The organism is Klebsiella sp. R445 (genome assembly GCF_051131755.1).
In the GTDB taxonomy this organism is placed as follows: domain Bacteria; phylum Pseudomonadota; class Gammaproteobacteria; order Enterobacterales; family Enterobacteriaceae; genus Klebsiella; species Klebsiella lignicola.
In genome coordinates this window covers 1,185,758-1,200,035 of record NZ_CP180446.1, presented here as the reverse complement: position 1 = coordinate 1,200,035, position 14,278 = coordinate 1,185,758, and the positions used below count along the sequence as shown (strand labels likewise).

The window sequence follows — 14,278 nt, the reverse complement described above, 5'->3', positions numbered from 1 at the left end:
GCGGGGCACAAACCGTGCCCCGCGTGTTTCATTCAGGCTTTCTGGGCAAGATGGCTGTCGATTTTGTTCATAATGGCGTCGGCCCGTTTCACCGCGTCGCTGATGTTGACGCGCACGATGGTTTTGCCAGCGAAGCGCTCTTCGAGCTTGATACCGATATCTTTGGTGAGGATCACGATATCGGCGCTGGCGACGTCTTCGTTGGTCAGTTCGTTCTCAATCCCGATAGAGCCCTGCGTTTCGACTTTGACCTGCCAGCCCTTGGTTTTGGCGGCGCTTTCCAGCGACTCGGCGGCCATATAGGTATGGGCAACGCCAGACGGGCAAGCGGTAACGGCGATAATTTTGGTCATACAATATTCCTTCCCGTGTATCAGTTAATTTCGAAATCAAGATCTATCTCGTCGTCGGCTTTCACGGCGGACGCTTTCTTTCTGGCGAGGGCTTTGAGCAGGATGACGCAGCCTGCGCTGACTACGGCCCCTACCAGCAGGCCCGCAATAAAGCCGCCTTTGCCCTGCACCACCGGCAGGACAATCAGCCCACCCCAGCCGGCGTAACACTGTGCGCCGAGCAGCGCCGCGGTCACGCAGCCTGCGGCGGCACCAATCATATTGGCGGGGATCACCCGCAGCGGGTCAGCGGCGGCAAAAGGAATGGCGCCTTCGGTGACGCCCACGCATCCCATCACCAGCGCGGCTTTACCGGTTTCGCGTTCTTCAGCGGAGAAGTATTTGCGGCCAATCAGCGTCGCCAGACCCATACCCAGCGGCGGCACGGCGATACCGACGGCGGCGATGGCGACCACGCTGTAGACGCCCTGCGAGACGCAGATCAGCATGAAGGCGTAAGCCACTTTGTTAACCGGGCCGCCCATGTCGAAGGCCAGCATTAGTCCCATAATGACGGCCAGCACGATGATGCTGCCTTCGCGCATCCCCTGCAGCCATCCGGTCAGGCTGGCGGTCAGCGCGCCAATCGGCTCACCGAGGCCCCACATCATGATCCCGGCGGTAATAAAGGTGCCGATAATCGGAATAACGAAGATTGGCATCACCGAGCGCAGCACTTTGTGCACCGGGATTTTTTTCAGGTAGTAGACCACCAGGCCGCCAATCAGCCCGGCAATCAGCGCGCCGAAGAAACCGGCGCCAAAGCTGTTGCCGACCCAGGCGCCGATGGCGCAGGGGGCCAGCGCCGCGCGGTCGGCGATGGAGTAGCCGATGTAGGCCGCCAGAAACGGCACCATCAGCGTCAGGCCGGCCACGCCGATATCAAACAGTTTTTTGAGGTTAGGGTCGGAGACCGCGTCGGGCACCGCCCCCTTGCCATACAACATCACGGAGACCGCCAGCAGGATCCCCCCGGACACGACAAATGGGATCATGTGCGAGACCCCGGTCATCAGGTGCTGGCGTGTATTTTTTAGTATTTGCACCAGTTCGTTCATCATTTTTCTCCTGAGCGCTGTGTGGCCCGTGGCTGAGTTGATGCATCAACCTTAGAAAAAGGACGACGCTTAAAACAGTAGAGAAAAAGTGCATTTACTGGATATTTGTAAGGTGAGCGGAAAATTGCGATCCACCTCAAATCTTAGTCTTGCTGGGGCATTGAATCATTTTGATACGCGATTTGTGATGGCGGGCATAAAAACGAACGAAGCATACAATTGTCCAGTAATTGCCAGTTTTGTCGTGTAGTGACTGGCAAAGACATTCTTTACCTTTTGAATAACTCACGCATTGCTCAGGAGGAAGGCGATGGCTCTGGTAATTGAATTCATTTGTGATTTGCCCAATGGCGTCCATGCGCGACCGGCAAGTCTGGTTGAAACGCTGTGCAACCGGTTTTCGTCTTCGGTCGAATGGGTCAATACCCGCAGCGACGGGCGCGGTAATGCTAAAAGCGCGCTGGCGATTATTGGCACGAATACCATCAAAGGGGATGGCTGCCAGTTGCTTATTGAGGGTCAGGACCAGCAGCAGGCGTTCGATGCGCTGTCGACGTTTATGCGTGATGAATTTCCGCACTGCGATACGCCGCTGCCGACGGCGGACAAGGTGGATATCCAGCCGGTGCCGCAATCGCTGTCCGGTCTTAATCCGACCCTGTTCCACGCGTTACCGGTCTGCGCGGGCAGCGCCGGGGGCGTGCTCACGCACCTGAAATCGCTGGATCTGCGCGACACCGGGACGCTGCCCGCAGCGGGGAGCATCGAGCAGGAGCAGGCGTTGCTGGATAACGGCCTGACGCTGCTGGTCAAAAATATCGAGTTTCGGCTGCTGGACAACGACGGTACCGCCAGCGCGATCCTCGACGCGCATCGCTCTCTGGCGACCGACGCCTCCCTGCGCCAGCACCTGCTGGGCGGGCTGTTGACCGGCCTGAGCTGTGCCGAGGCGATCGTCGCCACTGGCGAACATTTTTGCACGCAGTTCAGCGCCTCCGGGAACGCTTATTTGCAGGAGCGGGTGCTGGACGTTCGCGATGTCTGCTTCCAGCTGCTGCAGCACATCTATGGCGAATCGCGCTTTCCGGCGCCGGGCAAACTGACGCAAGCCTCCGTGTGCCTTGCCGATGAGTTAACCCCCAGCCAGTTTCTGGAGCTGGATAAAACGCTGCTCAAAGGCCTGCTGCTGCGCAGCGGCGGCACCACTTCACATACGGTGATCCTCGCGCGGTCGTTCAATATTCCGACCCTGGTGGGGGTGGATATGGCGGCGCTGTTGCCGTGGGTTGATCGGCCGGTGCAGATCGACGGCAACGCCGGTCTGGTGGTGGTGCAGCCGGACGAGGCGGTGGCGCGTTACTATCGGCAGGAAGCCTGGGTGCAGGAGCAGATACACCAGCAGCAGCAGGCCTGGCTGGATAAAGCGGGCCGCACCGAAGACGGCATTCGCGTAGAAGTGGCGGCGAATATCGCGCACTCTGTTGAGGCCGCGGCGGCGTTCGGTCACGGCGCGCAGGCGGTGGGGCTGTTCCGCACCGAAATGCTGTATATGGATCGCCCGAGCGCGCCGTCGGAAAACGAGCTCTACAATATTTTTTGCCAGGCGCTGGAGCCGGCCAACGGACGCAGCATTATCATTCGCACCATGGATATCGGCGGCGATAAGCCCGTGTCCTACCTTAATATTCCGGCGGAGAACAACCCGTTCCTCGGCTACCGGGCGGTGCGGATCTATGAAGAGTATCAGGCGCTGTTCCGTACCCAACTGCGGGCTATTTTGCGCGCGTCGGCGCATGGTTCGCTGAAGATCATGATCCCGATGATTTCCTCAATGGAGGAGATTTTATGGGTGAAGGAGCAACTGGCGGATGCCAAACAGTCGCTACGCAGCGAACACATTCCGTTTGATGAGACGATCCCGTTCGGGATTATGCTTGAAGTGCCGTCGGTGATGTTTATCATCGACCAGTGCTGTGAAGAGATTGATTTCTTTAGCATCGGCAGCAACGACCTGACCCAGTATCTGCTGGCGGTGGATCGCGATAACGCCAGGGTGACGCGTCACTATAACAGCCTTAATCCGGCATTTTTACGCGCGCTGGATTATGCGGTTCAGGCGGTGCATCGGCAGGGGAAATGGATCGGCCTGTGCGGCGAGCTGGGGGCCAAAGGGTCGGTGTTGCCGCTGCTGGTGGGGCTGGGGCTGGACGAGCTGAGCATGAGCGCGCCGTCGATCCCGGCCACCAAAGCGCGTCTGGCACAGCTCGATAGCCGCGCCTGTCGGCAGTTGCTGAATCAGGCGATGCGGTGTCGCACCTCGCTGGAGGTGGAGCATCTGCTGGCCCAGTTCCGCATGACCCAGCAGGATGCGCCGCTGATTACCGCCCAGTGCATTACGCTGAACAGCGACTGGCGCAGTAAAGAAGAGGTGATCAAAGGCATGACCGATAACTTGCTGTTGGCCGGGCGCTGCCGTTACCCGCGCAAGCTGGAGGCCGACCTGTGGGCCCGCGAGGCGGTATTTTCCACCGGTTTAGGTTTTAGTTTTGCCATCCCGCACAGCAAGTCAGAGCATATCGAGCAGTCGACCATTAGCGTGGCGCGTCTGGCGCAGCCGGTGGTGTGGGGTGATGACGAGGCGCAGTTTGTGATTATGCTGACCCTCAACAAGCATTCCGCCGGCGACCAGCATATGCGGATCTTCTCGCGGCTGGCGCGACGCATTATGCACGAAGCGTTCCGGCAATCGCTGGTGACCGCCGAAAGCAGCGAGGCGATTGCCGCGCTACTGCAGCGGGAGCTGGAGCTGTAACCCGGACGTCCTCCCCGGTCAGCGCAGCGCCACCGGGGGGCCGAGCGCCTGGCAAATTGCCGCGCCCACCTGTTGGGTGGAGGCGCTGCCCTGCATATCCGGCGTTTTCGGGCCGCTGGCGATGGTCTGCTCAATCGCTGCCAGAATGCCGTTATGGGCGGCCCGATAACGCGCATCTCCGTTGCCGAGGAAATCGAGCATCATCGCCCCGGCCCAGATGGTGGCGATGGGGTTGGCGATATTTTTACCGTAGATATCCGGCGCCGAGCCGTGGACCGCTTCAAACAGCGACGGGAAGGTGCGATCTGGATTGAGGTTTGCCGACGGGGCGATCCCGATGGTGCCGGTGCAGGCCGGGCCGAGGTCGGAGAGGATATCGCCGAACAGGTTTGAGGCGACCACCACGTCAAAACGCTCCGGCTGCAGCACAAAACGGGCGCACAGAATATCAATATGCTGCTTATCCCACTGTACCTGCGGATAGTGCTGAGCCATGGTTTCAACCCGCGAGTCCCAAAACGGCATGCTGATGGCGAGGCCGTTGGATTTGGTCGCCGACGTTAACGTCTTGCGCGGGCGACTTTGCGCCAGCTCAAAGGCGTAGCGCAGGATCCGGTCCACGCCGCGGCGGGTAAACACCGACTCCTGAATCACCACTTCATGCTCGGTCCCAGGATTAACATGCCCACCGAGGGCGGAATATTCACCTTCGGTATTCTCGCGCACCACGTAAAAATCGATATCGCCGGGCTGCTTACCTGCCAGCGGGCAGGGAACCCCAGGGAACAGGCGCACCGGGCGCAGGTTGACGTACTGGTCGAACTCGCGGCGGAACTTCAGCAACGAACCCCACAGGGAGATGTGATCCGGCACAATATCAGGCCAGCCGACCGCGCCGAAATAGATAGCATCGAACGGTTTTAGCTGCGCCTGCCAGTCGTCGGGCATCATTTTTCCGTGCCGGGCGTAATAATCGCAGCTGGCCCATTCAATGTGCTCGAAGCTTAACGCCAGCCCCCAGCGTTCGGCGGCGGCCTGCAGTACGCGAATGCCCTCAGGCAGCACTTCTTTACCGATGCCATCGCCGGGGATGGCGGCAATACGTAGGGTTTTATTCATCGTTGTTCTCAGTTTGCGGTAAGGAAAATTGACTTCACCGCTATCCTATAATTGACTGATTCATAATTAATCCCGTCAACTGGTGAAACATAAAACACGAATCATGAATAATCTGCCGCTGCTGAACGATTTACGCGTCTTTATGCTGGTTGCCCGTCGCGCCGGTTTTGCCGCCGCCGCCGAAGAGCTGGGCGTTTCGCCGGCGTTTGTCAGCAAGCGGGTATCGTTGCTGGAGCAAACGCTCAATGTCCAGCTGCTGCACCGCACCACCCGCCGGGTCGCCATCACCGAAGAGGGAGAGCGTATCTACGAGTGGGGGCAGCGCATTTTGCAGGATGTCGACCAGATGATGGATGAGCTCTCAGACGTACGGCAGGTGCCGCAGGGGACGCTGCGGATTATCAGCAGTTTTGGCTTTGGTCGCCGGGTGGTCGCTCCGGCGTTGTCTGAGTTGGCCCAGTGCTATCCGCAACTGGAGATCCGTTTTGATGTCGCCGACCGGCTGGTGGATTTAGCCAATGAGGGGGTCGATCTGGATATCCGCGTGGGGGACGATATCGCTCCCCATCTGATTGCCCGCAAGCTGGCTACCAATCACCGTATTCTCTGCGCCTCGCCGGAGTTTGCGGCCCGTCACTCCCGGCCAAAGCAGCTGAGTGACCTTGCCGCGCTACCTTGCCTGGTGATCAAAGAGCGCGACCGGCCGTTTGGCGTCTGGCAGCTGCACGATAAAGAAGGGGAACACGCGATTAAAGTGACCGGGCCGCTGTCGTCGAACCACGGCGAAATCGTCCACCAGTGGTGTCTGGGGGGCCAGGGGATCGCGCTGCGATCGTGGTGGGACGTCAGGGAGAATATCGCCAGCGGCAATCTGCTGCATCTGCTGCCGGAGTATTATCAGCCCGCCAGCATCTGGGCGGTGTACGTGTCGCGGCTGGCGACCTCGGCGAAAATTCGCATCTGCGTGGAGTTTTTGCGCCACTACTTTCAGCAGCATTTCCCCCAGAGCCTGCCAGAACAGGAGAGTGAGGCAAGGTTGCCGACGGCGGGCGCCGTCGGCAGAGGGGATTAAACGCCCAGCCGATCGCGCAGGCTGTAGTAGGCCGCGCCCATAGCGGTAAACGGAATGCGCAAGCTGCGACCACCGGGGAACGGATAGTGCGGCAGGTTGGCAAAGGCGTCGAAGCGTTCGGCATCCCCGCGCAGCAGCTCGGAGATCAGCCGTCCGGCGAGGTGGGTACAGGTCACGCCGTGCCCGCTGTAGCCCTGCATGTAATAGATGTTGTTATCGAGGCGGCCAAACTGCGGCATCCTCGAGAGCGTCAGCAGGAAGTTGCCGGTCCAGCGATAGTCAATTTTCACCCCTTGCAGCTGCGGGAAGGTTTTCAGCAGCTTCGGCATAATCAGGCGCTCGACGTCGTCCGGGTCACGGGCGCCGTAGACCACGCCGCCGCCGTACAGCAGGCGGTTGTCGCCGGTCAGACGGTAGTAATCCAGCAGGTAGTTACAATCTTCCACGCAGTAGTTTTTCGGGATCAGCGAGCGCGCTACTTCCTCCGAAAGCGGTTCGGTGGTGACGACCTGGGTGCCGCACGGCATGCTGCGTTTGGCCAGTTCTGGCTCGACTTTATCGCCAAGGTAGGCGTTGCCGGCGACGATCACGTAGCGGGCGGTGACCTGGCCTTTGGCGGTGGTCACCACCGCCGGGCTGGTGTGCTGGATGCGGGTGACCGGCGACTGCTCGTACACCCGGCCGCCGTTAAGGCGAATGGCATCCGCTTCGCCGATAGCCAGGTTCAGCGGATGAATATGCCCGCCGCTATGGTCGAGCAGGGCGCCGGTGTAGCGGTCGCTGTTGACTTCCTGGCGGATGGCGCTGGCGTCCAGCAGCTCCAACTGCTGGTTACCGTAGCGTTCCCAGTTCGCTTTCTGCTCTTCCAGGGTTTCCAGCTGTTTGTGGTTCATCGCCACAAACAGGCCGCCGGGGCGGTAGTCGCACTGGATCTGATAGCGTTGGATGCGCTCGCGAATAATATTGCCGCCTTCGAACATCATGCTGCCGAGCATGCGTGCCGCGTCGGGGCCGTAGGTTTTTTCAATCACGTCGATATCGCGGCTGTAGGAGTTGACCAACTGGCCGCCGTTGCGCCCGCTGGCGCCGAAGCCAATGCGCGCGCTTTCCAGCAGTACCACGTCGTAGCCCATTTCGGCCAGATGCAGGGCCGAAGAGAGGCCGGTATAGCCGCCGCCGACAACGCAGACATCGCAGCTGATGGATTCGCTCAGCGTCGGAAAGGGTTCGTAGCTGTTGGCGCTGGCGGCGTAATAACTGGTGGTATGTTCGGTCATGATTAAGACTCCAGAGTCATCCATATCGTTTTCAGTTCGGTGAATTTTTCCAGCGCGTGCAGCGACTTATCTCGTCCGTTGCCGCTCTGCTTATACCCGCCAAACGGCACGGTCATGTCACCATCGTTATAGTTGTTCACAAACACGGAGCCGGCTTTCAGACGACGGCTCATCCGGTGGGCGCGGGAAAGATCGCGGGTCCAGACCGCGGCGCCCAGGCCGTAATCGCTGTCATTGGCGAGGCGCAGGGCTTCCTCTTCCGAGGTGAAGCGGGTTACCACCAGCACCGGGCCAAAAATCTCCTCGCGGCTCAGCGGGGAAGCCGGGTCAACGTCGACGAAAATCGTCGGGCCGACGGCGGCGGGCCACGGATTTTTGCGCCCGTCGAGCAGCAAGGTGCTGTGACTTTCTCCGACGCGGATGAAGCTGTGCACGCTGTCGGCATGGGTGTTATCGATCAGCATCCCCATGGTGGTCTCGGGATCCAGCGGGTTGCCCGGCTGCCAGAGGCGCGCCTGCTCCTGCAGGCGGCGCAGGAACTCGTCGGCGATGCTCGCTTCGACCAGCAGACGGGTGCCGGCGATGCAGACCTGGCCCTGGTTGTAGAAGATGCCGCCTGCGGTGGCGTTAACCGCTTTTTGCAGGTCCGGGCAGTCGGCAAAGACGATGTTGGCGCTCTTGCCGCCCGCTTCCAGCCAGACGCGTTTCATGTTGCTGTCGCCGGCATCTTTTAATAGCTGTTTGCCGGTCCGGGTGGAGCCGGTAAAGGTCAGCACTTCGACGTCGGGATGCAGCGACAGGGCCTGACCCGCTTCGTGGCCGTAGCCGCTGATCACGTTCAGCACGCCATCCGGCAGGCCGGCCTCTTTCGCCAGTCCGGCCAGACGCAGGGCGGTCAGCGGGGATTTTTCTGACGGTTTGAGGATCACGCTGTTGCCGGTTGCCAGCGCCGGCCCAAGCTTCCAGCAGGCCAGCAGCAGAGGGAAGTTCCACGGCACCACGGCGGCAATGACGCCAACCGGTTCGCGGACGATCATCGCCAGTTCATTAGCGCCAGTGGGGGCCACTTCGCCATACACTTTGTCGATGGCTTCGGCGTACCAGCGGATGGCGCGGGCGGCGCCTGGAATATCGTCGCGCAGGCTGTGGCGGATCGGCTTCCCGGTATCGAGGGTTTCCAGCAGCGCCAGCTCTTCACGATGAAGCTCCATCAGGTCCGCCAGCTTGTTGAGCACGGCTTTGCGCTGCGCCGGCGAGGCCTGGGACCAGTCACCGCGATCGAACACGCGACGGGCGGCCTGCACGGCGAGTTCGACGTCGGCCTTTTTGCCCCGGGCAACGTGCGCCAGGGTCTGCTGTGCGGCGGGGTCGATGGTTTCAAACGTGGTATTATCGACAGCAGAGCAATAGTCGCCATTAATAAATAACCGCGTTTCAATCTCCATGCTTTTCGCTTTATCCTGCCACCAGGCCAGATGTTTGAAATCCATATAAGACTCCTTAATCACATAATCGAATTGTAGGCATGCCGGACCGTGCAGGGCGTAGGGCGTCCCCGGGGTCAGATACCGTTATTGCGCGTTTTATTTGCGCCTATGTATTAGTCTGGCCCGCAGGAAATAAGCCGCCGCACGACGCAGCAGAATCGTTGCGCAGCAGCATATTTGCGTGTTCTTCGCGCCGCGGGAAAAAGGACTTCCGACGGCGCTGGCCTGAAGAAAGCCTGAGATAGTCTCAGGCTAAAAAATCAGAATGTGGTGGGAGTATGGGCACTGATAATTCGGCAGACGCCTGCCGAGGTATTGCTGAAACTGTGCGGTATGCCGGTATTAATGGCATAGCTCTGTCCAGCCACCAGATGATACGACTGGCCGTTCATCTCCAGTACGACTTCACCTTCCAGTATGGTGCCTATTTCCTCACCCTGATGTTTGATCCTCTCCCCGGTCGTGGTTCCAGGCTGGTAAGTTTCAAAAATCATCGCCAGCGTACGGTTCGGATTTCCATTGTGGACCAGCTTCATCGAAACCCCCTGACTGCCGATTTCGATAAGGTCATCCTGATTAATCACCACCTGGGGTTCATCAGGTTTTTCTGGTTCAGAAAAGAATTCCGAGAGCGACAGCCCATAAACTTTCAGCAGCTTTTGCAGCGTACTGATGGCAGGACTGACTTTGTCCTGTTCTATGGTGCTGATGGCACTATGTGTTAACCCAGACAGTTCGGCGGCACGACGTTGTGAGAGACCCAGCTGTTGGCGGATCGCTGACAGACGTTTTCCTGGCGCCAGGCCGTCATCGCTCATATTTGCATTTCCTTAACTGTAATGGTCAGAGCCGCTGCTTTTCAGCCATGTGGTTCTGACAGGCGGTGATAAAACCTTCAAACAACAAACGCGAGAGGGCGTATTCGCTACTGTTCCATTCTGGGTGCCATTGCACGCCCAGCGCGAAAGGGTGGTCGGTGACGCTGACCGCCTCAGCCAGCCCATCCGAAGAACGAGCTTCGACGCGCAGACGTGAGCTTACGGTGCGTGCTCCCTGCCCATGTAGCGAGTTTACCCAAAACGTGTTGCAGCCCGGTATTAACTGAGAAAGTAATCCTCCTTCCTGAACCAGTACTTCGTGAGAGGGGGCATATTGTTGCTCAACCGGCAGCTCCGGATCTTCGCGATGCTCAAGGAGTTCCGGCTGTTCGAAAAGACGACGATACAGAGTCCCTCCGGTGGCGACAACCAGTTCCTGTAACCCACGGCAGATGGCGAAAATGGGGATGCGCCTTTCGAGCGCGGCGTTAATCAATGCCATGCTCAGAAGATCACGCCCGGGATCGGCGTCAGGCTCATCGCCGTTTTCACCATAAAGGTGCGGCTGCACATTGCTAGGGCTGCCTGGCAGGTAGATGCCATCCAGTTTCGGTAACAACGCGGCAAGCATTTCCGGCTCGGCCAGCGCGTGCGGCAGGGCAATCGGCAACCCTCCGGCGTTAATAATGGCATTCAGGTACTTTTCTTGCAGAGTCTGGGTCTGGTGACCCTTCAGCCTGTTCCTGCACATCACGACACCAATAACTGGTCTGTACATTATATTTTCCATGATCGCCCTCACAAAGTGGACTAAATAATGACCGTTTAGCGTGCCAAATGGCCATATCGTTCAATATTTTCTCAATCTAGCAGCGCAAATAGCCGTTTGCAAACTTAATTTAACATTTGACAAACATTTTGTTTGCATACACATTCGAGTGGTGGACATTATATTTAACGGCAAGATAGCCAGCGGTCCGAAACCAACACAACGGCGGTGAATGATGGAAACCAATATTGTAGAAGTTGAGAATTTTGTTCAGCAGTCAGAAGAGAGACGGGGCAGCGCATTCACTCATGAGGTGAAGCGCTACCTTGAGCGTTATCCTGAGACGCAGTATGTCGATGTGTTGCTGACCGACCTGAACGGCTGCTTCCGTGGCAAACGTATTCCGGTCTCCAGCCTGAGCAAACTGGAAAAAGGCTGCTACTTCCCGGCGTCGGTTTTTGCCATGGATATTCTTGGCAATGTGGTGGAAGAGGCCGGTCTTGGCCAGGATATGGGCGAACCGGATCGTTCCTGCATTCCGGTGCCGGGGACCTTAACCCCGTCGGCTGCCGATCCGCAATCTATCGCTCAGGTACAGCTGACGATGGTGGATGAAGATGGCGCTCCCTTTGACGTTGAGCCGCGGAACGTGCTTAACCGCCTCTGGCAGCAGCTGCGCCAGCGCGGATTGTTCCCCGTGGTAGCGGTAGAGCTGGAGTTCTATTTACTGGATCGTAAACGTGATGCCGAAGGTTATCTACAGCCGCCTTGCGCGCCGGGCACCGGCGATCGCAACACCCAGAGCCAGGTCTACTCGGTGGACAACCTTAACCACTTCGCCGACGTGCTCAATGACATCGATGAACTGGCCCAGCTGCAGCTGATTCCGGCCGATGGCGCGGTGGCTGAAGCCTCTCCGGGTCAGTTTGAAATCAACCTTCACCATACCGATAACGTGCTCGATGCCTGCGATGATGCGCTGGCGTTAAAACGCCTCGTGCGTTTGATGGCCGAGAAGCATAAGATGCATGCCACTTTTATGGCCAAGCCCTATGAAGAGCACGCTGGCAGCGGGATGCACATCCATATCAGCATGCAAAACCACCGGGGCGAAAACGTGCTGGCGGACGCCGACGGCGAGGATTCTGCGCTGCTGAAACGCGCGCTGGCCGGGATGATTGACCTGATGCCGTCGTCGATGGCGCTGCTGGCGCCGAACGTTAACTCGTGGCGTCGTTTCCAGCCGGGGATGTATGTCCCGACCCAGGCCTCCTGGGGGCATAACAACCGCACCGTAGCGCTGCGGATCCCGTGTGGCGATCGTCAGAACCACCGCGTGGAGTATCGCGTGGCGGGGGCGGATGCCAACCCGTATCTGGTGATGGCGGCGATTTTCGCCGGCATATTGCACGGGCTGGACAATACGCTGCCGCTGCAGGAAGAAGTGGAAGGCAACGGCCTGGAACAGGAAGGGCTGCCGTTCCCGATCCGTCAAAGCGATGCACTGTGGGAGTTTATGCAAAACGATAGCCTGCGCGCGCGCCTGGGTGAGCGCTTCTGCCACGTTTATCACGCCTGTAAGAATGATGAATTAATGCAGTTTGAACGGCTTATCACCGAAACCGAAATTGAGTGGATGTTGAAAAACGCCTGATGGTTGCCCCGTAAGGGGCCACTACCGTCGAGCGATAAAGTTGCATCATACGGCCTGAGCGGAGCCTGGTCGGACGTTTTTGCTGGTAGTCCAGCGATTTCCCGGATGTCGCGTAAAGGAGCGCAGGCGATACCGGGCTTCAGTTAACGACACAGTGTGTGACGAGGAAAGAGATGATGCCGATGTTCAAATATCCGCAGGGAGAAGGGGGCCATGAAGGCCGCAAGATGTCCGAATCAACCGCCGCTCGTCGGTCTGTCCTGAACGATTTTTTATGCTTTACCCCCCTGTTAAGCAGGTTTGTCACCCGATCATTGTGCGCACAAACCGACGTTTGCATGGGGGGGGATGCTCATGGTTGCTAACTCCTCGCTCGATGTGTCGTCTACCGCTGGCAAACCCGGCCTGCGCAAGTCGCTCAAGCTGTGGCAAGTGGTGGTGATGGGGCTGGCCTATCTCACCCCGATGTCGGTATTTGATACCTTCGGGATTGTGTCCGGCATCAGCAACGGCCACGTGCCCGCTTCCTATCTTCTGGCGCTGGCCGGGGTGCTGTTTACCGCGATCAGTTACGGTAAGCTGGTGCGGCAGTTCCCGGAGGCCGGGTCAGCGTACACCTACGCGCAGAAGTCGATCAGTCCTCACGTCGGCTTTATGGTGGGTTGGTCATCGCTGCTCGATTACCTGTTCTTACCGATGATTAACGTCTTACTGGCGAAGATCTATCTGTCGGCGCTGTTCCCGGAAGTGCCGCCGTGGATCTGGGTGGTGGGGTTTGTCGTGATTCTGACGGCGGCGAATCTTAAAAGCGTTAACCTGGTGGCGAACTTTAATACCCTGTTTGTGCTGGTGCAGATTGCGATCATGGTGGTGTTTATCTTCCTGGTGGTGCAGGGGCTGCACAAAGGGGAAGGGGTTGGCACCGTATGGTCGTTGCAGCCGTTTATCAGCCAGAACGCGCATCTGATCCCGATTATTACCGGGGCGACGATCGTCTGCTTCTCGTTCCTTGGCTTTGACGCAGTGACGACGCTGTCAGAAGAGACCCCGGACGCCGCGCGGACAATCCCGAAAGCGATTTTCCTGACGGCGGTGTACGGCGGGATTATCTTTATCGTCGCCTCGTTCTTTATGCAGCTCTTTTTCCCTGATATCAGCCGCTTTAAGGACCCGGATGCGGCGCTGCCGGAAATTGCGCTGTATGTCGGCGGCAAGCTGTTCCAGTCAATTTTCCTGTGCACCACCTTCGTGAATACCCTGGCGTCGGGCCTGGCATCGCATGCCAGCGTGTCGCGTCTGCTGTACGTCATGGGGCGGGATAACGTCTTCCCGGAACGTATTTTCGGCTATGTGCATCCGAAGTGGCGGACGCCGGCGCTGAACGTGCTGATGGTTGGGGTAGTGGCGCTGTCAGCGTTGTTCTTCGACCTGGTCACCGCCACGGCGCTGATCAACTTCGGCGCGCTGGTGGCCTTTACCTTCGTTAACCTGTCGGTGTTCAACCACTTCTGGCGGCGCAAGGGCTATAACAAAACGTGGAAGGATCGCCTGCACTATCTGATTCTGCCGCTGATCGGCGCCGCGACGGTGGCGGTGCTGTGGATCAACCTCGAGGCGACATCGTTAACGCTGGGGCTGGTTTGGGGCGCGGTGGGGCTGCTGTATTTGACCTATTTAACCCGGCGTTTCCGTCAGCCGCCGCCGCAGTTTGATGCGGCGAAAGCGGAGCGGGCGTGGGAATCGTAGTCGTTCAGGCTGAGCGGGAGTAACAACCAACATAGCGTCTGAGGCTGGTCACTAAGGTGTCCAGCCTTTTTTTA

The 14,278-nt window shown here is 58.6% G+C and carries 11 protein-coding genes; 4 read left to right on the top strand and 7 right to left on the bottom strand.

Features of this window, described 5'->3' with window-relative positions; all coding sequences use genetic code 11:
• Positions 1 to 32: 32 nt before the first annotated feature.
• Both ACMYSN_RS05650 and ACMYSN_RS05645 read right to left on the bottom strand, forming a co-directional pair.
• Positions 33 to 353: a PTS fructose transporter subunit IIB gene (locus ACMYSN_RS05650; protein WP_462497323.1), complete on the bottom strand. Its 321-nt coding sequence runs from the start codon at positions 351 to 353 to the stop codon at positions 33 to 35.
• A gap of 20 nt (positions 354 to 373) precedes the next feature.
• Positions 374 to 1,450, bottom strand: coding sequence for a PTS fructose transporter subunit IIC (locus tag ACMYSN_RS05645; protein ID WP_462498205.1), 1,077 nt, complete (start codon positions 1,448 to 1,450; stop codon positions 374 to 376).
• A 310-nt stretch (positions 1,451 to 1,760) separates the two neighbouring features.
• Between ACMYSN_RS05645 and ptsP the strand changes: the two genes are divergently transcribed.
• A complete protein-coding gene (gene ptsP / locus ACMYSN_RS05640; protein WP_462497322.1) occupies positions 1,761 to 4,262 on the top strand; it encodes a phosphoenolpyruvate--protein phosphotransferase in 2,502 nt (833 codons plus the stop codon).
• Positions 4,263 to 4,280: 18 nt separating this feature from the next.
• On the opposite strand, the gene ACMYSN_RS05635 is transcribed toward ptsP, so the two are convergent.
• The gene (locus tag ACMYSN_RS05635) at positions 4,281 to 5,381 is read right to left on the bottom strand and encodes an isocitrate/isopropylmalate dehydrogenase family protein (protein ID WP_462497321.1); all 1,101 of its coding nucleotides are present in this window, start codon (positions 5,379 to 5,381) and stop codon (positions 4,281 to 4,283) included.
• A gap of 82 nt (positions 5,382 to 5,463) precedes the next feature.
• On the opposite strand from ACMYSN_RS05635, the gene ACMYSN_RS05630 reads away from it, so the two are divergent.
• The gene (locus tag ACMYSN_RS05630) at positions 5,464 to 6,453 is read left to right on the top strand and encodes a LysR substrate-binding domain-containing protein (protein WP_462497320.1); all 990 of its coding nucleotides are present in this window, start codon (positions 5,464 to 5,466) and stop codon (positions 6,451 to 6,453) included.
• Here ACMYSN_RS05630 and ACMYSN_RS05625 read toward each other — a convergent pair.
• The 4 genes from ACMYSN_RS05625 to puuD form a co-directional block, all read right to left on the bottom strand.
• Complete coding sequence (locus ACMYSN_RS05625) at positions 6,450 to 7,730, bottom strand: NAD(P)/FAD-dependent oxidoreductase (RefSeq protein WP_462497319.1); 1,281 nt, start codon at positions 7,728 to 7,730, stop codon at positions 6,450 to 6,452. The two genes, ACMYSN_RS05630 and ACMYSN_RS05625, sit on opposite strands and share 4 nt — an antisense overlap.
• Positions 7,731 to 7,732: 2 nt before the next feature.
• A complete protein-coding gene (gene puuC / locus ACMYSN_RS05620) occupies positions 7,733 to 9,220 on the bottom strand; it encodes an aldehyde dehydrogenase PuuC (RefSeq protein ID WP_462497318.1) in 1,488 nt (495 codons plus the stop codon).
• 257 nt (positions 9,221 to 9,477) lie between these two features.
• Positions 9,478 to 10,035: an HTH-type transcriptional regulator PuuR gene (gene puuR / locus ACMYSN_RS05615; protein ID WP_123753757.1), complete on the bottom strand. Its 558-nt coding sequence runs from the start codon at positions 10,033 to 10,035 to the stop codon at positions 9,478 to 9,480.
• Positions 10,036 to 10,060: 25 nt separating this feature from the next.
• On the bottom strand, positions 10,061 to 10,813 hold the full coding sequence (gene puuD, locus ACMYSN_RS05610; protein ID WP_462497317.1) for a gamma-glutamyl-gamma-aminobutyrate hydrolase: 753 nt from the start codon (positions 10,811 to 10,813) through the stop codon (positions 10,061 to 10,063).
• 226 nt (positions 10,814 to 11,039) lie between these two features.
• Between puuD and ACMYSN_RS05605 the strand changes: the two genes are divergently transcribed.
• Together ACMYSN_RS05605 and ACMYSN_RS05600 are read left to right on the top strand one after the other, a co-directional pair.
• On the top strand, positions 11,040 to 12,458 hold the full coding sequence (locus ACMYSN_RS05605) for a glutamine synthetase family protein (protein WP_123753759.1): 1,419 nt from the start codon (positions 11,040 to 11,042) through the stop codon (positions 12,456 to 12,458).
• A 354-nt stretch (positions 12,459 to 12,812) separates the two neighbouring features.
• The gene (locus tag ACMYSN_RS05600) at positions 12,813 to 14,204 is read left to right on the top strand and encodes an APC family permease (RefSeq protein ID WP_462497316.1); all 1,392 of its coding nucleotides are present in this window, start codon (positions 12,813 to 12,815) and stop codon (positions 14,202 to 14,204) included.
• Positions 14,205 to 14,278: the final 74 nt, after the last annotated feature.

What these genes read in the sequence shown, in the direction of transcription:
- ACMYSN_RS05650 (WP_462497323.1), bottom strand. Translation starts at nt 353, where the DNA reads ATGACCAAAATTATCGCCGTTACCGCTTGCCCGTCTGGCGTTGCCCAT.
- ACMYSN_RS05645 (WP_462498205.1), bottom strand. Translation starts at nt 1,450, where the DNA reads ATGAACGAACTGGTGCAAATACTAAAAAATACACGCCAGCACCTGATG.
- ptsP (WP_462497322.1), top strand. Translation starts at nt 1,761, where the DNA reads ATGGCTCTGGTAATTGAATTCATTTGTGATTTGCCCAATGGCGTCCAT.
- ACMYSN_RS05635 (WP_462497321.1), bottom strand. Translation starts at nt 5,381, where the DNA reads ATGAATAAAACCCTACGTATTGCCGCCATCCCCGGCGATGGCATCGGT.
- ACMYSN_RS05625 (WP_462497319.1), bottom strand. Translation starts at nt 7,730, where the DNA reads ATGACCGAACATACCACCAGTTATTACGCCGCCAGCGCCAACAGCTAC.
- puuC (WP_462497318.1), bottom strand. Translation starts at nt 9,220, where the DNA reads ATGGATTTCAAACATCTGGCCTGGTGGCAGGATAAAGCGAAAAGCATG.
- puuR (WP_123753757.1), bottom strand. Translation starts at nt 10,035, where the DNA reads ATGAGCGATGACGGCCTGGCGCCAGGAAAACGTCTGTCAGCGATCCGC.
- puuD (WP_462497317.1), bottom strand. Translation starts at nt 10,813, where the DNA reads ATGTACAGACCAGTTATTGGTGTCGTGATGTGCAGGAACAGGCTGAAG.
- ACMYSN_RS05605 (WP_123753759.1), top strand. Translation starts at nt 11,040, where the DNA reads ATGGAAACCAATATTGTAGAAGTTGAGAATTTTGTTCAGCAGTCAGAA.
- ACMYSN_RS05600 (WP_462497316.1), top strand. Translation starts at nt 12,813, where the DNA reads ATGGTTGCTAACTCCTCGCTCGATGTGTCGTCTACCGCTGGCAAACCC.